This window comes from Mucilaginibacter rubeus, from assembly GCF_014643835.1.
Taxonomy (GTDB): Bacteria; Bacteroidota; Bacteroidia; order Sphingobacteriales; family Sphingobacteriaceae; genus Mucilaginibacter; species Mucilaginibacter rubeus.
Genome location: NZ_BMKD01000006.1, coordinates 243,916 through 266,936, shown reverse-complemented (window position 1 = coordinate 266,936; position 23,021 = coordinate 243,916). Strand labels below are relative to the sequence as shown.

The 23,021-nt window shown below is 42.9% G+C and carries 24 protein-coding genes and 1 riboswitch; of the genes, 13 read left to right on the top strand and 11 right to left on the bottom strand.

The features are described 5' to 3' along the window. Positions 1 to 73 precede the first annotated feature (73 nt). Entirely contained in the window at positions 74 to 787 is a 714-nt protein-coding gene (locus IEX80_RS20125; RefSeq protein ID WP_188833928.1) for a YdcF family protein, read from the top strand. On the opposite strand, the gene IEX80_RS20120 is transcribed toward IEX80_RS20125, so the two are convergent. Further along, positions 788 to 1,015 (bottom strand): hypothetical protein, encoded by a 228-nt coding sequence (locus tag IEX80_RS20120; RefSeq protein ID WP_188833927.1) that lies wholly within the window; start codon positions 1,013 to 1,015, stop codon positions 788 to 790. A gap of 75 nt (positions 1,016 to 1,090) precedes the next feature. Continuing rightward, positions 1,091 to 2,086, bottom strand: coding sequence for a nucleoside hydrolase (locus IEX80_RS20115; RefSeq protein WP_188833926.1), 996 nt, complete (start codon positions 2,084 to 2,086; stop codon positions 1,091 to 1,093). A 140-nt stretch (positions 2,087 to 2,226) separates the two neighbouring features. On the opposite strand from IEX80_RS20115, the gene IEX80_RS20110 reads away from it, so the two are divergent. Next, complete coding sequence (locus IEX80_RS20110; RefSeq protein ID WP_090527862.1) at positions 2,227 to 2,964, top strand: proteasome-type protease; 738 nt, start codon at positions 2,227 to 2,229, stop codon at positions 2,962 to 2,964. Positions 2,965 to 2,968: 4 nt separating this feature from the next. Then, positions 2,969 to 3,817 carry a transglutaminase-like domain-containing protein gene (locus tag IEX80_RS20105; protein WP_188833925.1) on the top strand — a complete coding sequence of 283 codons (849 nt, stop codon included), beginning with the start codon at positions 2,969 to 2,971 and terminating at the stop codon, positions 3,815 to 3,817. Between the two features lie 69 nt (positions 3,818 to 3,886). On the opposite strand, the gene IEX80_RS20100 is transcribed toward IEX80_RS20105, so the two are convergent. After that, complete coding sequence (locus tag IEX80_RS20100) at positions 3,887 to 4,288, bottom strand: transmembrane 220 family protein (RefSeq protein WP_176628551.1); 402 nt, start codon at positions 4,286 to 4,288, stop codon at positions 3,887 to 3,889. 252 nt (positions 4,289 to 4,540) lie between these two features. Between IEX80_RS20100 and IEX80_RS20095 the strand changes: the two genes are divergently transcribed. The 3 genes from IEX80_RS20095 (at position 4,541) to IEX80_RS20085 (ending at position 8,369) form a co-directional block, all read left to right on the top strand. Beyond that, positions 4,541 to 5,986: a DUF3943 domain-containing protein gene (locus IEX80_RS20095; RefSeq protein WP_188833924.1), complete on the top strand. Its 1,446-nt coding sequence runs from the start codon at positions 4,541 to 4,543 to the stop codon at positions 5,984 to 5,986. A gap of 149 nt (positions 5,987 to 6,135) precedes the next feature. Further along, a riboswitch (SAM riboswitch) is annotated at positions 6,136 to 6,250 on the bottom strand. Between the two features lie 282 nt (positions 6,251 to 6,532). Further along, complete coding sequence (locus IEX80_RS20090; protein WP_188833923.1) at positions 6,533 to 7,294, top strand: SDR family oxidoreductase; 762 nt, start codon at positions 6,533 to 6,535, stop codon at positions 7,292 to 7,294. 136 nt (positions 7,295 to 7,430) lie between these two features. Next, positions 7,431 to 8,369 carry a DUF72 domain-containing protein gene (locus tag IEX80_RS20085; protein ID WP_188833922.1) on the top strand — a complete coding sequence of 313 codons (939 nt, stop codon included), beginning with the start codon at positions 7,431 to 7,433 and terminating at the stop codon, positions 8,367 to 8,369. Here the strand turns inward: IEX80_RS20085 and IEX80_RS20080 are convergent. Beyond that, a complete protein-coding gene (locus IEX80_RS20080) occupies positions 8,361 to 8,864 on the bottom strand; it encodes a hypothetical protein (RefSeq protein WP_176628555.1) in 504 nt (167 codons plus the stop codon). The two genes, IEX80_RS20085 and IEX80_RS20080, sit on opposite strands and share 9 nt — an antisense overlap. A gap of 281 nt (positions 8,865 to 9,145) precedes the next feature. Continuing rightward, positions 9,146 to 10,726: a GDSL-type esterase/lipase family protein gene (locus IEX80_RS20075; RefSeq protein ID WP_188833921.1), complete on the bottom strand. Its 1,581-nt coding sequence runs from the start codon at positions 10,724 to 10,726 to the stop codon at positions 9,146 to 9,148. Between the two features lie 186 nt (positions 10,727 to 10,912). Between IEX80_RS20075 and IEX80_RS20070 the strand changes: the two genes are divergently transcribed. Together IEX80_RS20070 and IEX80_RS20065 are read left to right on the top strand one after the other, a co-directional pair. After that, positions 10,913 to 11,380, top strand: a complete 468-nt coding sequence (locus IEX80_RS20070; RefSeq protein WP_188833920.1) for a hypothetical protein — start codon at positions 10,913 to 10,915, stop codon at positions 11,378 to 11,380. A gap of 66 nt (positions 11,381 to 11,446) precedes the next feature. Further along, on the top strand, positions 11,447 to 11,725 hold the full coding sequence (locus IEX80_RS20065; protein WP_176628558.1) for a DUF3072 domain-containing protein: 279 nt from the start codon (positions 11,447 to 11,449) through the stop codon (positions 11,723 to 11,725). Here the strand turns inward: IEX80_RS20065 and IEX80_RS20060 are convergent. The 3 genes from IEX80_RS20060 to IEX80_RS20050 all read right to left on the bottom strand — a co-directional run bounded on the left by IEX80_RS20060 (position 11,722) and on the right by IEX80_RS20050 (position 13,240). Continuing rightward, a complete protein-coding gene (locus IEX80_RS20060) occupies positions 11,722 to 12,147 on the bottom strand; it encodes a BLUF domain-containing protein (protein WP_188833919.1) in 426 nt (141 codons plus the stop codon). The genes IEX80_RS20065 and IEX80_RS20060 overlap by 4 nt on opposite strands. A gap of 62 nt (positions 12,148 to 12,209) precedes the next feature. After that, on the bottom strand, positions 12,210 to 12,971 hold the full coding sequence (locus IEX80_RS20055; RefSeq protein WP_188833918.1) for an MBL fold metallo-hydrolase: 762 nt from the start codon (positions 12,969 to 12,971) through the stop codon (positions 12,210 to 12,212). Beyond that, positions 12,968 to 13,240 carry a hypothetical protein gene (locus tag IEX80_RS20050; RefSeq protein ID WP_188834027.1) on the bottom strand — a complete coding sequence of 91 codons (273 nt, stop codon included), beginning with the start codon at positions 13,238 to 13,240 and terminating at the stop codon, positions 12,968 to 12,970. Before IEX80_RS20050 ends, IEX80_RS20055 begins: the two co-directional genes overlap by 4 nt. A 117-nt stretch (positions 13,241 to 13,357) precedes the next feature. Between IEX80_RS20050 and IEX80_RS20045 the strand changes: the two genes are divergently transcribed. Together IEX80_RS20045 and IEX80_RS20040 are read left to right on the top strand one after the other, a co-directional pair. Next, complete coding sequence (locus IEX80_RS20045) at positions 13,358 to 14,419, top strand: polysaccharide deacetylase family protein (RefSeq protein ID WP_188833917.1); 1,062 nt, start codon at positions 13,358 to 13,360, stop codon at positions 14,417 to 14,419. A 25-nt stretch (positions 14,420 to 14,444) separates the two neighbouring features. Next, on the top strand, positions 14,445 to 14,984 hold the full coding sequence (locus tag IEX80_RS20040; protein WP_090527815.1) for an AAA family ATPase: 540 nt from the start codon (positions 14,445 to 14,447) through the stop codon (positions 14,982 to 14,984). 549 nt (positions 14,985 to 15,533) lie between these two features. Here IEX80_RS20040 and lolA1 read toward each other — a convergent pair. Both lolA1 and IEX80_RS20030 read right to left on the bottom strand, forming a co-directional pair. Continuing rightward, complete coding sequence (gene lolA1 / locus IEX80_RS20035) at positions 15,534 to 16,211, bottom strand: outer membrane lipoprotein periplasmic chaperone LolA1 (protein ID WP_090527812.1); 678 nt, start codon at positions 16,209 to 16,211, stop codon at positions 15,534 to 15,536. A gap of 69 nt (positions 16,212 to 16,280) precedes the next feature. Continuing rightward, positions 16,281 to 18,893: an FtsK/SpoIIIE family DNA translocase gene (locus IEX80_RS20030; RefSeq protein WP_090527808.1), complete on the bottom strand. Its 2,613-nt coding sequence runs from the start codon at positions 18,891 to 18,893 to the stop codon at positions 16,281 to 16,283. Positions 18,894 to 19,167: 274 nt separating this feature from the next. On the opposite strand from IEX80_RS20030, the gene IEX80_RS20025 reads away from it, so the two are divergent. After that, on the top strand, positions 19,168 to 19,815 hold the full coding sequence (locus IEX80_RS20025; protein ID WP_188833916.1) for an ankyrin repeat domain-containing protein: 648 nt from the start codon (positions 19,168 to 19,170) through the stop codon (positions 19,813 to 19,815). Positions 19,816 to 19,943: 128 nt separating this feature from the next. Beyond that, positions 19,944 to 20,927: a GlxA family transcriptional regulator gene (locus IEX80_RS20020; protein ID WP_188833915.1), complete on the top strand. Its 984-nt coding sequence runs from the start codon at positions 19,944 to 19,946 to the stop codon at positions 20,925 to 20,927. A 251-nt stretch (positions 20,928 to 21,178) separates the two neighbouring features. On the opposite strand, the gene IEX80_RS20015 is transcribed toward IEX80_RS20020, so the two are convergent. Further along, positions 21,179 to 22,225, bottom strand: coding sequence for a sterol desaturase family protein (locus IEX80_RS20015; RefSeq protein ID WP_188833914.1), 1,047 nt, complete (start codon positions 22,223 to 22,225; stop codon positions 21,179 to 21,181). 314 nt (positions 22,226 to 22,539) lie between these two features. On the opposite strand from IEX80_RS20015, the gene IEX80_RS20010 reads away from it, so the two are divergent. Next, on the top strand, positions 22,540 to 22,920 hold the full coding sequence (locus IEX80_RS20010; RefSeq protein ID WP_176628568.1) for a chorismate mutase: 381 nt from the start codon (positions 22,540 to 22,542) through the stop codon (positions 22,918 to 22,920). Positions 22,921 to 23,021 lie beyond the last annotated feature (101 nt).

Below are 23,021 nucleotides of genomic sequence, written 5' to 3'. Positions count from 1 at the left end.
TTCTATATTTGAAGTACTTAAACACCATAACCGCCATATGTTTTTTATTTTTTCAAAAGTTCTTTCGTTTTTAATGAATTTGCTTCTATGGGTATTCGCAATTTTATTGATCGCCCTTTTTTCAAAGAACGTAAAACGTAAACGGAAATTTTTGCTTGCAGGTATTATTGTGCTTTATATTTTCTCTAATTCATTGTTACTTAACCTGGTTAGCTGGTGTTGGGATATCAGGGAGATTACTGTACCAGCCGATAAAAAGTATACCTGTGCTATAGTGCTGGGTGGTTTTAGCTCGGATGATGGCGATGGCGGCGGTTTCTTTAACTCTGCCGCTGATAGGTTTATCCAGGGTGTTCGTTTGCAAAAAACAGGTAAAGTCAGCCATCTTCTTATCACAGGAGGAAACGGGCTTTTGAGGCCATCGGGTTTTAGGGAGGCCGATTGGGTAAGGGAGCAACTCAGGGAAATGCAGGTTCCGGACAGTTGCGTACTAAGCGAACCGAAATCCCGCAATACCATTGAAAATGCCGCTTTTTCAAAAGAACTCTTGCAGCAGCATAAACTTAAAGGGCCTTATTTACTGGTTACCTCGGCATTTCATATGCGCCGTTCCCTGATGATATTTAAAAAACAGGGTGTTGACGTGGTTGCATACCCCTGCAATTTTTCCAGCCGCAGGTTTTCGGTATCTGCCGATGATTTCCTACCTAATGCAGGTGCTTTAGCAGGTTGGGGGACCTATATAAAAGAAGCCATCGGCTATGTGGTAACTCGTTATTTTAAGTGATCAGCCTTGTTTAAGATGCCCTATATTTGGGGTAAAATCAGGCTCCCGGCGGTTATGTTTATTCCAATTGGCTATATCCACCATTCCGGGCGGCGTTTGATAATGATTTGGGTTGGTGCCGCATCTTACAATAAATTTACCTTTAGCCTGTGCAATTACAGGCCTGCTGCCGCAGATAATGCAAGGCTCGCAAAAGATGGATACCTGAATTTTAATGGGTTCGCTCATAATTAAACTAAGGTGCTATCTATCGCGTAAAAATTCAATACCAAGTAGTTGGTATTTTTAGCAGTGTGGCGCTGTTCATTTTTTAACAGGCTGGTGCATCATCAATTGTTCAATGCCCTTTGCAATATCCCCGGGCTGCATGGCAAATTGAAGATATAGAAACCGCTCTCCCGGTACCACTACATCGGTACCGTTGTCCTTTATTTCCATGTTAAGTTTGCGATAGGTAAAATAAGGTTTGGGCCCCCTGATGGCTGTTAGTACGGCGGTTTCGTCCCAACTGTTTCGGCCGGTTGTGTTGTTGTCTTTTGTAAGCGCTATCTGGAAGGCGTCTTTTACCGGGCTATTTTTTATTGATGTATTGTTGATCAGGCGGATTCCGGTCAGGATTTTTTCACCTATTTCAAAACCGCTAAGGGTAATAGGTGTAGGCCAGTCTTTAAATACTTTTTGCGCAGAGGCTGCGTCCACATTTACATTGTATTCGCTAAAGGTTTTACCGTCGGTACCTATTCCCGTAGCCATGGATACCAGTTTTTTTACTTTCTTTTTCACCAGTTGTTCTCCATCCAGTTTGCTGTATTTATCAGCTCCCGACCGGAGCAGATCGGCCAGGTTGGTGAAAAATCCTACCGAAATAATAGTTACGCTGCCATCGGCTTGCTTTGCCAGCACCTTGCGGTAAAGTGCTACCGCTTCAACTGCCTGGCTGTTTGATTTTATGTTATGCGGATATTTGGCAATAATAGCCTGGGCCCATTGCTGTGCACAGTCTTTATTGGGTTTGTCTTTTTTTACAATACCTATGGGGATATTGGGCCTGCCAAAATAGGTGTTGATCACACTGATGGTTGGTGCGGTAGTTTCGAAGGCATTGCAGGATATGGTTGCTAATATTTTGGCCTCACCCTTATCTGCAAAGGCATACAGCATAGCCATCGCACCAACATCGTCATAATCTCCGGCGATATCCGTGTCGAAAATAACAGGGACAGGGCTGTGTTTTTGCGCTTTGACAAAGTTGAGGTTAAAAATAAATGCCAGGATGAGTAATGCTGATTTGAATTTCATTGTATGCAATAAAATAAAAGGTAGTTAGGCCCGAAAAAGATGTATCGGCAAATAAATGGTTTATGAATAACCGGTAAATAAATCTCGCATTATTTAATTACTTTGGCAAGTATTAATTTATAACGAACGACGCTAATCAAATGACTTATTGCCTGGGAATTAAAGTTAAAGAAGGCTTATTGGCCATTGCCGATACCCGTATAACTTCGGGGACTGATACCACTGTAAAAAAGAAGATCACTATAGAACAAAAGGATCATTTTTCGCTGTTTATCATGACCAGCGGTTTGCGCTCGGTGCGTGATAAGGCCGTGATATATTTTAATGAATTATTGGAGACAGCCGAGTTTAATAAGATGTATAAGGCCGTGAATGCATTTGGCGAACAGGTAAAGCGTGCCGCACAGGAAGATAAAGCGTCGCTTGATGCAGCCGGGTTACGATTTGACCTGAATACCATCATTGGCGGGCAACTGCGCGATGATGATGAACACAAGCTTTTTTTGCTATATCCCGAAGGAAACTGGGTGGAGTTAGGGCAGGGGGCGCCATACGTGGTTATCGGAAATTCGGGGCATGGTAAAGCTATCCTTAACCGTATCCTTAATGAAGATTCGAGCCTGAAACTGGCGCTAAAAACAGGTTTTCTTTCATTCGATTCAACAAGGGTAAGCTCGAACAATGTCGATTTTCCGATAGATGTGGCTGTTTATAAAAAGGATAGTTTCAATATTGTTGAGCAGCGTTATAATAAGCAGGACCTTGAACATATCTCAACCCAATGGGCCGAGGAACTGAAACTGGCACTTGAGCATATTTCGGAGGATTGGATGGATGCCACATTTAACAAATTAGAAGAAATAAAAACAGAAAGCTGATAACATGAAATTCGATGTGTTTACCCAAATGGAATATGTAGTACGGTCGCCGGGCACATTGATTTTAAACATACACGCGTTACGCAGCCCAAATCAAACGGTAATAAGTGAAGAATTTGGCCTGGAACCATATATCAAGTTTGAAGAGCTGCAAACCCTGCAAGGCGAAAATCGTTTGGTACGTTTTGATGTAAGTGCCGATACGCCCAATATTAAAGTTACCTACAAAGCTACGGTTGATAATTGTTATGAAATAACCAATTTCGGTAATTTACAGGAAACCCACGTTTCTGAGCTGCCTTCGCCGGTGCTGCCATATTTAAATCCAAGCCGCTATTGTCAGTCGGACAAATTATACCGGCTTGCACATAATATGTTCGGGCATGTTACCAACCCTTTTGAGCAGGTGGTTGAATTAACCAACTGGATCAATAAAAACGTACAATATTTAAGCGGATCAACCAATTCACAAACATCAGCTTTTGATACCGTTACCGAGCAGGCCGGCGTTTGCCGTGATTTTGCACACTTGGGCATAGCCCTTTGCCGTGCGCTTACCATACCTGCCCGCTATTTTACAGGGTATGCCTATCACCTGAAACCAGCCGATTTTCATGCCTGTTTTGAGGCATACCTGGGCGGCAAGTGGATTCTTTTTGATGCAACACGGCTGGTACCTTTAAACGGCCTAATCAAAATAGCTACCGGCCATGATGCTGCCGACTCGGCCATAGCCAATATTTTTGGCGATGTTACTTTTACCACCATGCAGGTAAGTTGTGAACTTGCCGAAGACGGTTTTGAGCCCTTTTATTATAGTGATGGGGAATTTAATGGGTTGTCGTATTTGTAAAAAGAAGCCTCATCTCCAGGAGAGAGGGACCTTAAAAGTCTCCCCTACCGGGGGAGATTTAGAGGGGGCTTACTTTTTTCCCTTTTTTACCGGTACTTTTTTGTTTTCTCTTATAGCATAGATCCAGTTAATTGCCAGTACTGCTACACAGATCAGTAACCCGAAAAACTCACGCACTTCTTCAATCCAGGGCTTTTCGGCTTTCATGGTTTGCACAAGGCTTTCGGCATGATGGAACTTAAACCAGTCGATAAGGCCGTTGTTATCAAATATCTTATAAATGGCATAACCTGTAAAAATGATTATGCCGGCTGCATAGCCAATGGGGTAAAATTCTTTTTTTGCTGCCAGGTAGCAAAACCAGGCACAATAAAGGTAAATAGGCATCCAAAGGTAAGGATCTGGATCGTTATACTGTAAACCTGCAAATGTGACAAAAAGTACAACCCATATGATATTGAAGATCTTCATAAGTAAAAAGTAATTGCAATAATTTATACTGGTTATGGTGCTTAATATACAGGTTAAGCAATGCTAAATATATGAAAATATGTTTCAGTACTTAAATAAGGAAATAACAATTATTGGCACCCATTACCGCCCAATGCATTATCAAAATTATATCCGCTTAACATTAATTAAATATTGTTCAAACATTTTTTAACCTAATTCACTTCATCCTTTATAACTTTCGTAGCTGTATCTTTTAAATTGTTAGTGTATATGACTTTAACGGATTACCATTTTACCAGGCAATACTCCGGAAGGTTAGGAATTATACTGCCGCTTTTACTGTTCATGCTTTTCTGCAGCCGGCAAGTAGGGGCCCAGGTTAATATTTTTGACCTGCGTAAGGAAAAAGATACCATAACACGATTTTCAGATCCGCCGGCAAAACAGAAACGTTTTGGAAGGGCTGCCTTAGGGCTTGGCCTCGCCGAGATTGCGCCCTGGACATATGATCGCTATATAGTCAACGTTGATTATGCCCGGATTTCCTGGAAAACAACAGGCCATAACCTGAACCCAGGCAGTTGGACCTGGGACAATGATCCGTTTCAAACCAACCAGTTTGGACATCCATATCACGGCAGCATGTTTTATAGCGCCTTCAGGAGTAATGGTTATAGTTTTTGGCAATCAGTACCGGCTACTATGGTGGGCAGTTACCTGTGGGAAACATTTGCCGAAAACCAGGCACCCGCCCCTAATGATTTTATCAACACCAGCTTTGGCGGCATAGTATTGGGTGAAATGACCTATCGGCTATCAAATAAGATCATTAATAACCATCGCCGGGGTTTTAAACGGCAGGCCAGTGAGGTGCTGGGTTTTTTGGTTAACCCGATGAATGGGCTTAACCGCATTATTGATGGAAAATGGGGAAAGGTTGTTGGGCCGGCAAATAGGTCGCAGGATGATTCATCAAAAGTAAGTGCCGAATTTGATCTGGGCGCACGTAAGTTTAACAGCGGCAACCAGGGATTGTTAACCCATGGACGGTTTGGTTGGTTTGGCCGGGCGAAGCTGCTTTACGGCGCTTCTAACGAAAATTTGCACACACCTTTCAGCAATATTTCCATCACAGCCGAGTTTGGAAAAGACGATAGCAGTGCGGTTAATGTGATCAGTGTTTATGGATCTCTTGCAGGATGGGACGTGTCAATATCGGATAGCGTGGAAAACCTGATCATCATATCGGCTAATTATGATTATATACGTAATGCCGCTTTCTTTTACGGAGGGCAAAGCGTAAAGGCTAATTTACTATCCGAATTTAGATTATTGAATGGCTTTAAAGTGAATACGGCGGTGGGTGCGGGGCTTATCATTTTAGGAGCCGCTCCCGATCCCTACCTGTATAGAGGGCGTAATTATGACTACGGCTCGGGTTTCGCCATAAACGGCAGAGCTGGTTTTAATATAGGTAACAGATTTTATTATAGTATTAATTATCGCGGTAGTTGGCTCATGACTATTAACGGTAATAAGTCACATTATTTTTTACATACCATAACCAATGAGATAAGTTACCGTGTGTTAAAAGACCTCTCGATAAGTGCCGAACCTGGATATTTCAGGTTGGAAGGAAACTATAAAAATCACCCGGATGTAGACAAAATTTACCCGTACCTGCGGATCTCAACAAGGTACAGAGTTAACCTGTAAGCTATAAAAAAAAGGATTGGAAAAATTTGATGTCGCGGGCAGATTCGAACTGCCGTTTAGGGTATTGCGGACCCCCACCTATCCTCTCGGTCACGCGACTTGAAAACCATAAAAATTCACTTAATCAGATCGGTTGTGGGGTGTAGATATAATTATCTCTCTCCCGTTTTGCACAGGAGCAGGAATTAGCACCTTTTACATTATGCGGATGTACAGGTTGCTAAGACGTCTTTGGGCCTTTCCCTCAGTCTTTCTTGATAAGTTATGTAAAGAACGTGTTGTCGTTGTTGACAGTACAAATGTAATAATAAATTATATAATTCCTATAGTTTAAGTAGTTTAATTTAATTTTTATTCGTTTTGCGCTGATTTTGAATGGGATAAACTTGCAGTTATTGTAAAAAAACAATGTTATTTCGAATTCTTTGGAGAAGTATCTGAAAGAAAAAACTGAAATGGTCACCATTTAATCTGAAGTAGTCACCATAATTTTCATTCCCAACTATTGCACCTTTGTATTGTTAAAACATTAAAAAAAACATCACAATGGGAACAAATAAAATTGCACTGATAACCGGCGGAAGCCGCGGGCTTGGAAAAAATGCGGCATTGCACCTGGCTAAAAAAGGTATTGATGTAATAGTTACTTATCGCAGTAAAAAAGAGGAAGCTGAAGCAGTAGTTGCAGAAATTGAATTGGCAGGGCAAAAAGCTGCTGCTTTGCAACTGGATACAGGTATCGTATCCACCTTTGATGCTTTCATTACAAAACTGAAAGCAACCCTAAACGAAAAATGGAACCATGATACCTTTGATTTCCTGATCAATAATGCAGGTATTGACGCGGCCTCGCCATTCGCGCAAACTACGGAAGAGGATTTTGATAACCTGTTTAATGTGCATTTTAAAGGCGTGTACTTCTTAACACAAAAGAGCTTACCCGTAATTGCTGATGGTGGCCGGATCATTAATTTTTCGACCGGGCTGGCCCGTTTCTCAACTCCCGGGTATGCCGCTTATGCCTCTATGAAGGGAGCTATTGAGGTATTCACCAAATACCTGGCAAAAGAATTGGGCAGCCGTGGTATAGCCGCAAATGTTGTAGCTCCGGGTATTATCCAAACCGACTTTACCAAAGCAGCATTCGACTCCCATCCCGGTTTGGAAGAAATGATGTCGAAATCTACCGCATTGGGCAGGGTAGGCCAACCGGATGATATCGGTGGTATAGTAGCGTTTCTCTGCACCGAAGATGCCCGCTGGATCAACGCTCAGCGTATTGAAGCTTCGGGCGGGATGTTCTTGTAGTTGATTGTCTGAATCAGAATTTACAGAATTTTTAAATTAACAGGATGTATTGCGAACAAATCATTTATTCTGAAAATTCGTTAATCCTGTAAATTCTGATTCAGACAATTTCCTATCTTTCCCACAAAAAAGCGATATGGAATTTGGCAGAGTAACCGATGAAGAATTAGCAGGGGTTGATTTTATCCTGCCGGCTGATCCGCAGATAACCTTAAACACCCTTGCAGCAGCAAAAAACGACGCGCCGCTGCAGGTGCATGTTGGCTGCGCCAAGTGGGGGCGTAAGGAATGGGTTGGTAAGATCTACCCGCCAAAAACCAAAGACGCTAATTTTTTAGATGAATACGTTAAACACTTTGACTGTATTGAGCTTAACGCCACTTTTTACAATGTTTACGGGCCCGATACCATCGCCAAATGGAGGGCCAAGGCCGATAGTAATCCTGGGTTTAAATTTTGCCCTAAATTTTCGCAGAGCATTAGCCATATCCGCCGCTTAAAAAATGCCGAAGATATTACAACCACGTATTATGAAGGCATTTTGGCCTTCGGCGATAAGCTTGGTCCGCTGTTTTTGCAGTTGAGCGATAATTACACGCCAAAGAGTTTCCCGGAGCTTAAAGCCTATCTTGAACAACTACCAAAAGATATTCCCGTATTTGTTGAGCTGCGCCATAAAGACTGGTTTGCCGTTGCCGAAAACCGCGACAAGGTATTTAATCTTTTCCGCGATCTCAATATTGGCTCTATCATAACTGATGCCAGTGGCCGCCGCGATGTGGTGCATATGGCATTGCCTACACCCCACGCCTTTATCCGTTTTGTAGGCAACAGCCTGCACCCAACAGATTATGCCCGTGTTGATGAATGGGTTGAGCGGATCAAAAACTGGAAAGAGCAAGGCCTTAAATCGGTATGGTTTTTTATGCACCAGCATGATGAGCGCTACTCACCAGAGCTTGCTGATTATGTGGTTGAAAAACTTAATGACGCTTTGGGCACCCAATTAATGCGCCCTCAATTTATCCAGAGAGACGATAATAAGCCAACCGCCCAAACCTCGCTGTTATTGTAATGGCTCTGTAGTAGCCGGCGGAATTTTCATAGCCGGGTTAAAGTTGGGGATCAGTTGCCTCACCTTATCCGCGGTTGAATTGTTCATATCCAGGAACGACCAGTTTTTGCCACCATCGCCGCTAACCGCCAATAGGTTGCTGTGCATGGCCATACGGCCTTTTGGGCTTGCCATAATGATAGTTTCAGGCAGCAGGCAATGGATTTCCTTCCCGGCTTTATAAAATTTACCAGGGGTGCCAACTGTAATGTTTTCAAAGCTGATGCCCGCAGTTTTCATTTGCTGCATAGCTGTACCAATCATATCGGCCATTTTTTCTTTGCCGCCGGCCATTTGCACCGCTTTGGGATAAGTATAACTAACAATAGTCTTATAATCTCCTTTGGTCATGCTTTGGGCCATCAGGGTTGCCTGTTGTTTTACAACTACCGGATTTTGAGCATGTAATGCCAGCGGCGATAATATGATGATCAGGAGCTTGAATAAGTTTTTCATGGAGATCTTCTATTTTTTATGAGGATTTCATCGGCAAGTTGATCTGTGCCATCAACTTTGCCACTGTATTTAAGTCCTAATATGCGATTTACTAAGTTAAAAGCATCACATTTTTAAAAGAAGGTATTTGCTTACCGGTTTTAAAGGCGTGTCCCCAGGCCATATTGTAGGAACCAGACTTGCGAAGTTTTAAAAACTTCGCAAGTCTGTCCGGCTTATCATTGCACCTCGAAAGTTCGCCAGATTCGAAACTCAACATGAACTGCTAAAGTTTATCGGGCTTACTTCCTCTTCAACGCTTCCGCAATACCCTTTTCAACCAATGGCTCCATTACCCTGTACCCTTCAACAGTGGGGTGCACGCCGTCAGCGGCTAAATTTTTCGGCAAACCCTTGCGCTCGTCGGCCATGGCGCTATGGTAATCTACATAAACCATTTTATTGGCATCGGCAAAAGCTTTAATCATGGCGTTAAGCTGCACCACTTTTTGCGCAGGTTCCATACCGGGACGCCATGGAAAGGCATAGGCGGGCAGTACTGAACATAACACCACTTTAATATTGGCAGCTTTGGCCAGCAATGCCATGGATTGGATATTGCCAAAAATATCTTCAATATCTATCGGACCGTTATTTTGGGCGATGTCATTTATTCCTGCCAGGATCACCACGGCGCCAGGTTTCAGATCTATCACATCCTCACGAAAACGCACCAGCATTTGGGTGGTGGTTTGTCCGCTGATGCCGCGGTCAAAATATGGTTTACCGCTCCAGAAGGTTGAATCCCTGCTGATCCAGAAATCTGTAATGGAATCGCCCATATAAACTACACTTTTGGGGTTTGGGGCTGATGCTTTTACCTTTTCATTATCGGCCTTGTAACGGGTCATGTTTGCCCAGTCTTTATGAAATGCATCTTCCCATTGCTTATGGTAGGCTTCCCATTGATCGGCCCTTTCTTTAACTGATTTTACTTGAGGGTCTATGGGTTTTAAAAAACCTTTCAGATCGAGCCACTCGTTAAAGCGGTCTATCCAGTTGTCGGTAGGCAGGCTTTGTTTGCGCATGCCAAAACCGTGGCCTCCTTTAGCGTACATATGCAGCTCGGCGCTATGTTTTGATGCCAGCCATTTGCTATAAAGCTCAATACTGTGCGGCGCAAGGCCAAGCTGGTCATCAGTAGCTGCAGCTATAAACATCGGCGGCGCATCGTCAGGGATTTTTGAGATCAGCTCTGGAGGCACGTATGCATAAATAGGCGCGTCAAAATCGGGTTTGTTAGCCGCTGTGTAATTGAAAGCTGCCGCACCGGCCAGTGTGCCGCCTGCCGAAAAGCCCATGATCCCGATTCGTTGCGGAGAAACATGGTATTCGGAGGCATGTTCACGTACATAGGTTAGGGCCGCTCGTGCATCAGCAATAGCCAGCGGAATAACCGGCGCTACCTGTTTAGGGAAATCCTTTTGACTCATTTTGGCTACCAATTCTTTTACCGGATCGTTAGTTAAACTGTGAGCCAGCCTGTATTTCAATACGAAGCAGGCCACGCCCTGTTTATTAAGCCATTTTGCTACGTCATAACCTTCGCTGTTGATTGACAGGGTATGGAAGCCGCCACCCGGGCAAATAACCACCGCGGTGCCGGTAGCGATGGATGAATCGGGCAGGAAAACACTCAGGGAAGGGTGCGTAACGTTGTAAACAACTTTGGTATTAAAGGCGTTGTTGTCGCTTTCGCCCTCGTTCCAGGTCCAGTTTTCGGAACCGGGAGCTGCGCCGGGGTAAAGGGAGATAACTTTTTGCTGGGCCTGTACGCCAAGGGCCGACAATAGGAGTAAGGTGCCTATCAGTTTTAATTTCATGGGTGGTTAATTCAGGTTAAATGATGATGTACAAAAATAACAGCAATAAGCAAAGAAACAAGATGCCTAAACGTTTTAGCAAAGATAAATCCCGTTTTAATCACAGCATCTGTAACCTCGCTGTAAAATATCTGTTATCAGGATTATTGACAGATATTTTCACTATCTTAATCAATCCTGATTTGAATGACCGCGGTATTTATCCATATCAAAAATTTGCTCCGGATTTTGCCGCTGTTGGTTTTGCTTGGCGCATGTGCCAAACAAAAAAAAGTCTTTCAAAGCGATTGCAATAGTTCAAAAGATTATAAAAAGATTTCATTTACAGAGCTGGCCAGTCATATTGAAAAATATGATAAACAATATGTTGAAGTGAGCGGTAAATACAAGGAAGGGAACGAGCAATCCGCGCTTTTTAATGACAGCCTGTTCTCGAACCACGCTTTACATAATGCCATTTGGGTTGATTTTAGCCAAGACTGCCCCCTTTATCTGCCGGGCACTCATATAGGTTTGTTTACCTATAACGATGGTCAGTTTATCGGTATGAATAAACGTAAAGTAACCATTCGCGGTGTAGTTGATGCGAGCGATAAAGGGCATTTAAAACAATACAGAGGCACTATCGACAGGGTAAGCTTTATAGAGCTGTGACCTTCAATCCCTTTGAAAATAAAAACAATGCGCCCCGGTAACAGTTGTAATTATAAAACAATAGTTATGGCTATCAACCCCAATGATACACCCGACAATGGCTTTTTTGATGAATCGGATGATGAGGAGATCATCAATCAAAATCAAATAAAAGGCTCAAATATGGTAAAAGACCCTGATGAATGGTCAACAGGTAATGAACCCATGACCGGCGCGCAGCACTCCTATCTCAAAACATTATCCGATGAAGCCGGTGAAGAGTTTGACGGATCGCTTACTAAGGCCGAAGCGTCAAAACGGATAGACGAACTGCAGCATAAAACAGGCAGGGGATTAAATAATTAATTAAAAGATACGGATAGCCCGTTGGTTTCGGCAAATGTTTTGAGCATGATTACAGCAGTATGGTTGTTATCGGCAATGTCATTTTTATTTGCCGGATTAAGAAATCCTTCTACATTTTTCAGCAAGCCTGCATTTACTGATGCAAAAGCCATTGACCATTTTGGGAAAATTCTTTCCTCAACCATTCCGGTTATCATCAGGACAATGTTACGATGACGTGAATCAAGTTGGATTGCGTTATAAATTTTGTAAAGGTCTTCTGTTTCGCCCTCAAGCGCCTGTATAAAAGTACCTTCACTGTATAGGAGCATACCGGTGACGTTATGGGCGAAATTTTTTATTCGTGCTGTTTGCAGCAGGTTCAATAATTCATCATCGCCCATTAACTTTTTAGCGGTACTTATATAAACAAGATATTCCATAGATGAGAAGAAATTTTGCCCCAAGATACGGGAAATTTAGAAACGCAGATTTAATGTTGGGGTTAAATCTCCAGTTTTAAACCGTCATACGCCAGCTCGATACCGGCAGGTAGCTCTTTAGAAACATCAGCATGTTTGCCCAGCCTGTGGCTTATATGCGTAAAGTAAGTAGTCTCTGCCCCAATATCGTTTGCAAAAGCTATGGCTTCTTCAAGCGTAAAGTGGGAGATATGAGTTTCCTTCTGCAGTGCATTGATCACTAATATTTTTGTGCCCTTTATTTTTTCCTTCTCGGCGTCCGGAATCGTTTTGGCATCGGTTAAGTAAGTAAAATCTTTAATCCTGAAGCCTTTTATAGGCAATCTGTAATGGAATACTTCGATAGGGATCAGCTCAACATTGCCGATCATGAAGAGATCAAGCCCAATAATGTGCATGTTTACCTGCGGAATGCCCGGGTAACCAGTGCCATCAAAAATATAGGGAAATTCACGCACAAGGGCTTTTTGCACCCTTTCGTCGGCATAAATATCAATCGGGGCATTTTGTTTGTAATTAAACGCGCGGATATCATCCATGCCGGCAATATGGTCTTTATGCTCATGCGTAAAAACAATAGCGTCAAGGTGCTGTACTTTGGCACGGAGCATCTGATACCTGAAATCGGGGCCCGAATCAATAGCGATAACCTTATCTTCGGCTTCAATTAAAACAGAACTGCGCAGGCGATTATCATGCTTATCTGTTGAGAGGCACACCTCGCAGTTACAAGCAATAACAGGTACACCCTGTGACGTTCCGGTTCCTAAAAATGTTATGGTCACAGCTGCAGTTTTGTTTGTTTAATATCCTGCAAAAATGCAATCTGTTTATCATCGAGCAATTTGTAATCTACCTCAAGTTCACGTAATAATTCAGTTAAGGCAAGGATCTTGCTTTCCAGGTTAGAGAAACGGTTAACAACGATCATTTTACTGTTAAGCAACAGGCAGGCGCCGGTTTTGAAGTTACCCTTTTCATAACGCACCTTGTAACCGGCCGTTTTTAACAGCAGTTCCAATTTCTCGAGGGTATGGTTAGTCGCGGGTAGCATTAATTTCAAAAGTAGCAAAAATGGGTGTATTTGCCGGGCTTAAATTGGCATTTGCATGTCACATTTGCTAATTTAATTTCTAATTTTATTAACCTGTTATACCCTAAAACCATCCGGATGAAGAACTTACTGCTTACCGTTACAGGCATTGTTTTTAGCATTGCTGTTTATGCCCAGCAAACCAAAACCTATGCCGAAAAGCTTGGCTGGCCTAAAGACGCACGTGTAATTATCCTGCATGTTGATGATGCCGGCATGTCGCATGAATCGAACGAAGGGGTGGAGAAAGCCATTGGTGAGGGTGTAGCCACTTCAACCAGTGTGATGATGCCCTGCCCCTGGGTACCAGATTTTAAGCATTATATGGATCAGCACCCGGGAATTGATGCAGGGCTGCACTTAACCTTAACTTCCGAATGGAAAAATTACCGATGGGGGCCGCTTGCGGGTAAGGCAACAGTTCAGGGGCTGATTGATAAAGAAGGCGCTTTCTGGCCCGGAGTAGTCGCCGTTTATTTCCATGCTACTGCCGATGAGATTGATAAGGAGATCCGCGCCCAGCTTGACCGTGCCTTAACCATGGGCTTTATACCAACCCATCTCGACTCGCATATGGGTACTTTATTTGCCAAGCCGGCTTTTCTCGAAAAATATATTAACCTCGGCATCGAAAAAAAGATACCGGTAATGTTGCCCGGAGGCGAGGATCTATTTTACCGCGAGGAAGCAAAGAATGCTACGATAGCACAGTTAAAAAAAGATGGTAAATATATCGACGGGATGATCATCGCCGAACCCGCAGAACTGGCAAAAGCACGCGAACTTGGTGAAATAGCCTGGAAGGGAGGTTTACCGGTACTGGACGATCTTGATAATTCAAGCTATGACTGGGTAATGCCCGATATTGACAAGGCTACTGATAAGGAACTGCAAAAATGGTACACAGACCACTATATCGAAAACTTCGACCGTTTTTCGCCGGGATTAACTATGGTATTGATGCATTGTACACAACCCTCACCTCAGTTTAAAAACATTTGTAACGAAGGCCAGAAACGAAAAGGCGACCTGCTGGCCATGACCGATCCTCGCCTGAAAGCTTATCTTAAACAAAAAGGCTTTATTTTAACCACCTGGAAAGAGGTGATGGAGCGTAGGGTAAAGGTGGGAAATGAGTAAGTTTGTGGCTTAAATCTATTGTTTCGTGCACATCAATATCTTCGGCGCTTCGGGTTCGGGCGTAACCACTTTAGGCAAAGCGTTAAGCAATAAACTTAGCTACCCGTATTTTGACAGCGATCATTATTTCTGGTTCCATTCCGATCCGCCTTTTACTAACCGGCGACCGCCCGAAGAACGAAATGCTATGATTAACAGTGAAATGGCTGGTAATGAAAACTGGATCCTTGGCGGGTCCGTCATCAACTGGAACAATAACTGGCGATTTGATCTGTCTGTATTTTTATATATCCCGCCAGCCATCAGGATTCGGCGTTTACAGCAAAGAGAGCTTGAACGTTACGGAGATATTATCTATACCGACAGGGAGCGAAATAAGCTTTATAATGAATTTATTGACTGGGCACGTGGCTATGATGAGCTTATCACCAACAGCCGAAGCCTGCATTCGCACAAGAATTGGATGAATAAGCTCACAACTCCTTTGCTGGTTATAGAAGGGGATACTACTGTGGAGGAAAGGGTAGAGGCTGTTTTAATGAAGATTAAGGCGTTAAGTTTGTAATATAATAACCGCGGCAAATAGTTCTTCGACCAGAAATGATGGAAGCAGTCTGCTTCCGAAGGCAAAATAATTTATTAATAGTTTGATACTTTGTGTGTTAAACTGAAAGCTTAACTTGTTTTAGGATGAAGGTACACTATCGCTAAACTCCGACCAGTAAAGGGACCTTTAGTGTAACCCCTTGTTTTTATAAATATTTGATTATCAGATGTATAAAATGTGATTTTTGAAATTGTGTTAACCCTGTTAACCCCCTTTGTACGTAGTTTGTAGTGGATGTACAACATACTACCGGAGTTGGTAAATGTTGTTCTGAATGAGAAGGTAAGTTTAACGTGATGCGAAATAATCCTTAACAGCAACCCCGGTTAACCGCCGGTTTCAAACAGCCATAAGTCGAGTCTGATTTATTTAGCTTCGGCGGCGGGATGCCGCGGAATAGTTGCCACCGGGCTGGAGCCGAGCGGCGGCGAAAACCAATAAAAAAAGCGGAAGGTAAATCCCCCGCTTCAAAATATCTCAATTCTTATGTCTCAAATCTGAGACAGGTTACCTTAAATCAACAACCTCAACGCCCGGGTGGCCTTTGGCATCCCAGGCAAAAGTTGCGTCAGGAGCAGGTACGTTAGGGGTAAAGGTGCGTACGGTATAAGTATACCTGTTGCCGTTTTTATCGAACAATAAAGCACTGTAGAGTTGTTTTTTTACTTTGTCGATGGTAAGCTTCACTTTAAAGATGGCTTTTTTATCATCTTCGGGTGTAAGCTCTATGTTTTGATAAACTTTGCCTGCTATCTTCTGTTCGCCGGTGTACAGGTATTTAAAGCCTTTTTCATACATCGTAAAAATCTGGGCAGGGTTATTTAGTCCGTCGCCGCTTTTGTCGGCATCGCTTACCTGTACCTCTTTATCTTTTTTAAGGTATGTCCACTGGTTTTTGCCGTCGCTCAAAATTTCTTTGTCTACTTCGGGTTTCACGGCTGCGCTGTAAAGGGTAACGCGGTATTTACCGGTTTTCGCCCTTGATATCAGGGTGCCGGTTTGTGTTTCTTTAATATTGGCCTGTTGGTTATTCAGGCTAAAGGTAAAATCGGTTTTAATAACATCGTACGACCGGTATTTTTGGCTTACCTGGTTTAAAATCGCTTTTGCCTGGCTGTCTTTTTGTGCAAAGGCGGTGCTGTATGTACTTATTGCTAAAATGGTATATGCTATGATCTTTTTCATTCAGTTTTATTCAACAACAACTATTGTTATTAATAGTTATTGGATTAGAGTAATTAAATTTTGCTTGGTTTAATCTTTAATTGGTTTTTGCAGTGTTTCGAGGTAGCGCTCAAGGCTGTATTCGTCGGGATAGAGTACATCACGGGCCTTGCTGCCTTCAAACGGGCCTACAATTCCGGCTGCTTCCAACTGGTCAATAATGCGGCCGGCGCGGTTATAGCCCAGTTTCATTTTGCGTTGGATAAGCGATGTTGAGCCTTGCTGATGCAGTACAATTAAACGTGCAGCTTCTTCAAACATCGGGTCGCGGTCGTCAGGGTCATATTCTTTGGCGCCGCTGCTGGCTTCACCTTCTCCCACATATTCGGGCAGGTACATGGCCGATGGATAGCCTTTCTGGTTGCCGATAAAATCAGATATAGCTTCAACCTCCGGCGTATCCACAAATGCACACTGTAAACGGATCAGGTCGCTACCTGTTGAAAATAGCATATCCCCACGACCGATCAACTGATCAGCGCCGCCGGCATCCAGAATGGTGCGCGAATCGATCTTAGAAAGTACCCTGAAGGCCAGCCTTGACGGGAAGTTGGCTTTGATAGTACCGGTAATGATGTTAACAGAAGGGCGCTGCGTTGCAATAACCAAATGGATCCCCACCGCACGGGCCAGCTGCGCAATACGGGCAATCGGCATTTCCACTTCTTTACCGGCCGTCATCATCAAATCGGCAAACTCGTCAATTACTAAAACTATAAATGGCAGGTAACGGTGTTTTTCAGGGTCGCTGATCTTACGGTTTACAAATTTGGAGTTGTACTCTTTCAGGTTGCGTACCTGCGCGTCTTTCAGCAGGTCATAACGCTGGTCCATTTCAATACAAAGCGAATTGAGCGTATTTACCACCTTTTTGGTATCGGTGATGATGGCATCGCCATCATCAGGCAGTTTAGCCAAAAAGTGCCTTTCTATCTTACGGAAAAGCGTAAGCTCCACCTTTTTAGGGTCAACCAGTACAAATTTGAGTTCGGCAGGGTGTTTTTTATACAGCAGCGATACCAGGATGGCGTTAATACCAACCGATTTACCCTGGCCGGTGGCTCCGGCAACCAGTAAGTGTGGCATCTTGGCCAAATCGGCAATAAATACTTCGTTAGATATGGTTTTACCTAAAGCGATAGGCAGGTCCATCGTGGTATTCTGGTATTTTTCGGTCGATAGGATAGAGCGCATCGAAACCATCTCAGGATTTTGATTAGGCACTTCAATACCGATAGTCCCCTTGCCAGGCATAGGGGCGATGATACGGATGCCCAGTGCAGCTAAACTTAAGGCAATATCATCTTCAAGGTTCTTGATCTTGCTGATCCTCACACCTGGCGCGGGGATGATCTCATATAAGGTAACCGTTGGGCCAATGGTTGCCTTGATCTTATCAATTTCGATATTATAGTGGTTCAGTGTTTCAACAATTTTGTTCTTATTGGCTTCCAGCTCTTCGGCATTAACCGAAATCTTGTTTGAGCCGTGGTTTTCTAATAACTCCAGGTGCGGAAGTTTGTATGAAGCCAGATCGAGCTTGTGGTCATATATACCAAATTTGCTTAGCAGGTCATCCTGTTTGGCTTCATCAGCCTGTTCAACACTTAATTCGGGCAGAGGCCTGTTGGTATCAATGGTGAGCGGGATTTCTTCTTCCTCTTCGGGTTCGTGTTTAATTGTATTTTCAGGACGCAACACCACAGGTTCATGATATCCGGGCATTTGCTCCATAGGAGGGTGCCTAAGCGGTGATGGAGGTATAAGCGGTTCCTGTACCATGGGCTCGGGCATGATGCTGCTTACATGGGTTTCGCGGATGTTGTTATTGCCCCGGGGCCATTCAAGCGGCATTGACGGCTCATCATCAATCAGTTCAACAGGTTCAGGTGCTATCTCATCAACACTCATAGCTGCAACCGGGCGGTTTTTACGCTGGGGTATTTTAAAGTCGATATTATAGGCTATTACCAATACGGTAAGCGCCAAAAACACCAGCAATCCGCCGGTACCCGCTTCACCTATCTGAGCCGCAAGTAAGCGGTTAGTCCAAAAACCGAAACCGCCTTCAAGGTAATGGGGATAATCAATCACAAATGAATGAAAATAAGCTATCGCCACAGAAATAAAGACAATGCTGAATAACGAATATGCAAGTGTTTTACGGATAGAAAATAGCCTCGCTTTAAACAGCAGTCGGTACCCTACAACAAAAAATACAAAAATAAACAGGAATGAAGCTACGCCAAACCATTCATAAATAAACTGATTGGATAATAACGCGCCAAACTTGCCCAGCCAGTTTTGCGCCCTGATGGTCGGGTCGCTCAGGTCGGCAATTTCATGAACCGTAGTGCCCGTCGACAGGTTATGCCAGCCACCGTTTGTTTTAGAAATATAGCTCTGGTCTTCCTGCCAGGTAAACAGGTATGATGTAAAAGCGATGAGGAAAAAAATGGATAATAGCAGTGAAAACAAACCCGCTATTTTAACAGCCTTGCCGTTTTCATAGTCAAAGTCAAAACTGGGCAGTTTAGGTAATTTCCTGCCTGCCACTCGTTCCTTTTCGGCCTTGCCGCCTTGGCGAGGCTGATTTTCTCCCTTGAAATTATTTGATCTAAACTGGTTTCCTTTTGCCGGCATCCTGATGTAACAATCGTTTATGTGCAAACTTACGTAAAATTTCACCTATGTGAACTTTGCAGTTACACCCGGTAAATATTTTATATAAGATTCGTTAACCCGCAAAAAATTACAGGCCGAATGAATATAAAGTTAACAGATTATATAACTTATTGTCAACATTTTTAATTTTTTAGTATAATTGAAAAACAACATTTACCCGTAACATAAACGTAAATTTAACAAAGTGAATATAACAACGCCGTTAATAGTAAACGCTTTACTTAATTAAGTAATGAGCATAGAAAGACTGGAAGAATATATCGCATCCGCCGATTTAGATAGTATCAATACCCTGCTTGGCTGCGACCCTGCGCTGGCTTTAAAGAAAACAAGCCTTAACGTATCGCCGCTGATGCTTTCATGCTATTATAAAAAGCCGGAGGTTACCAATTTACTGTTAAACTATGTAAGCGATATCAGTTTATTTGAAGCGGCTGCGGCCGGCAAATTTGATACGGTTGCCCACCTGGTTACTACTAACCCAAATACTCTTGATGATTACGCCGAAGATGGCTTTACTGCTTTAGGGCTTGCCTGTTATTTTGGACAGTTTGATGTTGCGCGCTACCTGGTGCTCAAAGGCGCAAATGTTAACCTGCAATCAAATAATGGTTTCAACGTGTTCCCAATTCATTCGGCGGCGGCAGGTAATTATACTGAGATTGCCCGTATGCTCATTGAAAACGGTGCGAAGGTAAATGTGATACAGCAGGCCGGTGCTACGCCGCTGCATTCGGCCGCGCAAAATGGTAACCTGGAACTCATTATCCTGTTGCTGGAAAACGGTGCCGAGCTTTTTATACGCATGGAAGGTGGCAAACTCCCCGCCGACCTCGCCCGCGAAAAGGGCTTTGAAGAGATAGCCGAAATCTTGAGTTGATGTTTAAACGCTTAATTTTAAATTGGTTAAGTGATAGCTTTTTATCAATGATCTGCGTTTTTTAAGGCTTATCGCATGTTTTTGTGCCGGGTGCTTTTATATATTTGTAATAACCTGAATTATAACAAATGAAAGAAATAGCGCTGCTTATTCACGAAGACATTAATCTTTCAACCATATCGGGCGTATTGGATATGGTGAGACATACTAACCGTTTTTTGGTAGAAAGCGGCAAAACCGAGGCCTTTAGCGTAATGCTTGTAGGTGAAAAAATAAATAATAACCTGCTTTATTTCCCTGCCCAGTTTACCGGTTTTAAAACCATTGATGAGATCAAAGATGTCGACCTGGTAATAGCCCCGGCGTTTTATGGTCCGCCTGATTTGGTGATGCGTAAAAACAAAAACCTGATTGATTTTATAAGGAACATGTACAATAAGGGCGCGGAAGTGGCCAGCCTGTGTTTCGGCAGTTATTTTTTGGCCGAAGCGGGTGTGCTTAACGGCAAACCCTGTACTACACATTGGGTTGCTGTTGATGATATGAAACGCCGCTATCCGGATGTGAATATTTTACCCGATATGGTAACCACCGATAAAGACGGGACTTATACCAGTGGCGGTGCTTTTTCAAGCATGAACCTGATCCTGTACCTGATTGAAAAATATTGCGGCAGGGATACCGGCATTTGGGCCAGCAAAATGTTTTCGCTGGATATTGACCGTACCAGCCAGGCGCACTTTAAAGTGTTTGAAGGGCAGCATCAGCATGAAGATCAGGAAATTATGCGCTCGCAGTTGTTTATCGAAAATAATTATCATCTGCCTATTTCAGTAGAGGAGATTGCCGGACAAACCAATATGAGCAAGCGTAATTTCATTCGCCGGTTTAAAAGCGCCACGCAGAATACACCAATGGAATACCTGCAAAAGGTAAAGATCGAATCGGTAAAAAAAGGATTGGAGAAAACCAATTTCAATATCAGTGAGCTGATGTATAAGGTTGGGTATAATGATTTAAAGACATTCAGAAAGATCTTTAAACGGATAACAGGCTTAACCCCGCAGGACTACAGGAGTAAGTACTGCCGCAGGGCAGTGCTGGAGAATTAAAGATGAAGTATTTAAAATAAAAGACATGTCATTGTGAGTGTTTAAACCCGGAGGCCTCTGAAGGTTAGATGACAAAGAGGGCCTGTCAGTCTGAGCCTGTCGAAGACTCGTGCGCAGAGGCCTGCCCGCCATACTTCGACAGGCTCAGTATGACACCCCCTTTTTTAAGTTGTCATAGGTAGGAGGAATGACGGCTGTGCATTCGTTTAGTTGCCACGTTTCTTCGCAATGACATGGTTTTAAAAGTACTTTTAAACCATTTCTTCTTTTTCGCCCTGCTTCACAGCTTTTTTTTCCTGGTTATTTTCCTTCTCCCCAAGCGATTCAAAATAGGCCTTTTTAACCACTGTTGTCATTTTATGATCGCCTATATGGCTCCAGCCAGGGGGCATTACAATGTACAGAAACTTGTTTTTAATGCCAGGGGCCTTGCGTACATCTTTGGCCAGCGCTATGATCTCGCCAAAATAAGCATCCAAAAAGCTGTTTTTAATCATGGGGCGACTGATGCCATATTCAATAGGGATCTTGCGGTCTTCATTTTGGAAGGTGCCGAAAACTTTATCCCATATCGGTAACAGGTTACAGAAATTGGTATCCATATATAATGGATTACGCGCATGATGTACCCTGTGATGCGATGGCGTAAGTAAGATTCTGTTCAGGAAGCCAAGTCGTCCATCTTCAATGAGGTTTTCACCGATATGGATCATTGATCCCCAAAAGCCATCCACAAACATGATCACAAACAGCATTGGCGGATTTACACCCAATAAAATACAAATGCTGGTGCGGATGAGATCTGCATAAGGCGCTTCAAGGAAAAAATGGGCGAAAGTAACCGAAAGGTTCATGCTTTCGGGTGCATGATGGGTTGAGTGGAGGCACCATAGGATTCTCACTTTATGAGCAAGGTAGTGATACCAAAAATGAGCAAACTCCCATACTATATAGCCGTAAATAAACCAGTACCAGGTAAACGTTGTTTTAAAAATGGCAAACCTCGAAAAGAAGCCGATACAAAACCCTACCATGGCAATGGAAAGTACGCTGCCTATAAAAGCATTTAGCACATATGTCCAAAAAGAAATCTTGTAGTTGATCACCTTGAATTTTTTATAGAACGCCCCCCTGATGATCTCAAACACCAGCAATACAGGTAGCATTGGGCCTAACAAAGCCGTAATACCATCATAGGTAAGTAGTTTGCCATAATCGCCCGATTTGATGATGGTATACAATCCGCCGAGGCCGAAAAATCCAGTAATATGCTCGTATATCGCTTTTAAAAAATCCATATCAAAAATTAGGTTTACCGGTAAAATGTTTTATTCAAATTTAGGAAAATTAATTTGTATATATGTAGGTACATGTAAATTCTTTGAACGAGTATTAACATCACACATCACGGCTGACCTGCCTGTGCTCTTCGGTCCTTTTTATTATCACTGATAAATTAGCTTATTAAAAAAATGAAAAGAAATGATGGAACATCAAATAAAAAGGGTAGCGAGTGTAATGATGTCAGGAGTGAGTAACTCTGCATCAATCCCGAAACAATCCATTAACAGCAAGGTTATTTCTATAAATTTGCCTCAAAAAATCATCTGATATGAAATCATTTAACCGCGCTTTTGTATTATTTTTAGTGTGTATGATCCGGTACAGTTTAGTTAACGCCCAATCAACACCTATGACCCAAACTTCTGCCAGCAATCCACTGCAAAATAACCGGATCAAAATTGATTCCCTCGATAAAAAACTTATAGCCTTATTGGGCGAACGCGAGAGGGTAGTAAAAGAGATCGGCATCTATAAAGCAAAAAACAATATTCCTGCCCTTCAGTCCGACCGTTTTAAACAGGTACTGGAAAAAACTGTCGAAGCCGGGAAACAGGAGGGGCTCTCCGCCACATTCATTACAGAACTTATGAATGCTATCCATAAAGAAAGCCTGCGCATTGAGGAAGAAATTAAGGCTCAAAAGCAATAGCCGGTGTAAAAAATACACTATAATTTAAAATGCATTTTAGCGCATCAAATTTGTAAGCAATTTCTATGTGAGTTATCGTTTAATGTGTTTATTATCAATTG

Bases quoted from the DNA above. Each gene is read 5' to 3' on its own strand.
- IEX80_RS20120 (WP_188833927.1), bottom strand. From the start codon at position 1,015: ATGAGCGAACCCATTAAAATTCAGGTATCCATCTTTTGCGAGCCTTGC.
- IEX80_RS20070 (WP_188833920.1), top strand. From the start codon at position 10,913: ATGACCGCGGTATTTATCCATATCAAAAATTTGCTCCGGATTTTGCCG.
- IEX80_RS20100 (WP_176628551.1), bottom strand. From the start codon at position 4,288: ATGAAGATCTTCAATATCATATGGGTTGTACTTTTTGTCACATTTGCA.
- IEX80_RS20075 (WP_188833921.1), bottom strand. From the start codon at position 10,726: ATGAAATTAAAACTGATAGGCACCTTACTCCTATTGTCGGCCCTTGGC.
- IEX80_RS20025 (WP_188833916.1), top strand. From the start codon at position 19,168: ATGAGCATAGAAAGACTGGAAGAATATATCGCATCCGCCGATTTAGAT.
- IEX80_RS20045 (WP_188833917.1), top strand. From the start codon at position 13,358: ATGAAGAACTTACTGCTTACCGTTACAGGCATTGTTTTTAGCATTGCT.
- IEX80_RS20080 (WP_176628555.1), bottom strand. From the start codon at position 8,864: ATGAAAAACTTATTCAAGCTCCTGATCATCATATTATCGCCGCTGGCA.
- lolA1 (WP_090527812.1), bottom strand. From the start codon at position 16,211: ATGAAAAAGATCATAGCATATACCATTTTAGCAATAAGTACATACAGC.
- IEX80_RS20020 (WP_188833915.1), top strand. From the start codon at position 19,944: ATGAAAGAAATAGCGCTGCTTATTCACGAAGACATTAATCTTTCAACC.
- IEX80_RS20105 (WP_188833925.1), top strand. From the start codon at position 2,969: ATGAAATTCGATGTGTTTACCCAAATGGAATATGTAGTACGGTCGCCG.
- IEX80_RS20060 (WP_188833919.1), bottom strand. From the start codon at position 12,147: ATGGAATATCTTGTTTATATAAGTACCGCTAAAAAGTTAATGGGCGAT.
- IEX80_RS20050 (WP_188834027.1), bottom strand. From the start codon at position 13,240: ATGCTACCCGCGACTAACCATACCCTCGAGAAATTGGAACTGCTGTTA.
- IEX80_RS20085 (WP_188833922.1), top strand. From the start codon at position 7,431: ATGGAATTTGGCAGAGTAACCGATGAAGAATTAGCAGGGGTTGATTTT.
- IEX80_RS20115 (WP_188833926.1), bottom strand. From the start codon at position 2,086: ATGAAATTCAAATCAGCATTACTCATCCTGGCATTTATTTTTAACCTC.
- IEX80_RS20125 (WP_188833928.1), top strand. From the start codon at position 74: ATGAATTTGCTTCTATGGGTATTCGCAATTTTATTGATCGCCCTTTTT.
- IEX80_RS20090 (WP_188833923.1), top strand. From the start codon at position 6,533: ATGGGAACAAATAAAATTGCACTGATAACCGGCGGAAGCCGCGGGCTT.
- IEX80_RS20010 (WP_176628568.1), top strand. From the start codon at position 22,540: ATGAAATCATTTAACCGCGCTTTTGTATTATTTTTAGTGTGTATGATC.
- IEX80_RS20015 (WP_188833914.1), bottom strand. From the start codon at position 22,225: ATGGATTTTTTAAAAGCGATATACGAGCATATTACTGGATTTTTCGGC.
- IEX80_RS20030 (WP_090527808.1), bottom strand. From the start codon at position 18,893: ATGCCGGCAAAAGGAAACCAGTTTAGATCAAATAATTTCAAGGGAGAA.
- IEX80_RS20095 (WP_188833924.1), top strand. From the start codon at position 4,541: ATGACTTTAACGGATTACCATTTTACCAGGCAATACTCCGGAAGGTTA.
- IEX80_RS20110 (WP_090527862.1), top strand. From the start codon at position 2,227: ATGACTTATTGCCTGGGAATTAAAGTTAAAGAAGGCTTATTGGCCATT.
- IEX80_RS20065 (WP_176628558.1), top strand. From the start codon at position 11,447: ATGGCTATCAACCCCAATGATACACCCGACAATGGCTTTTTTGATGAA.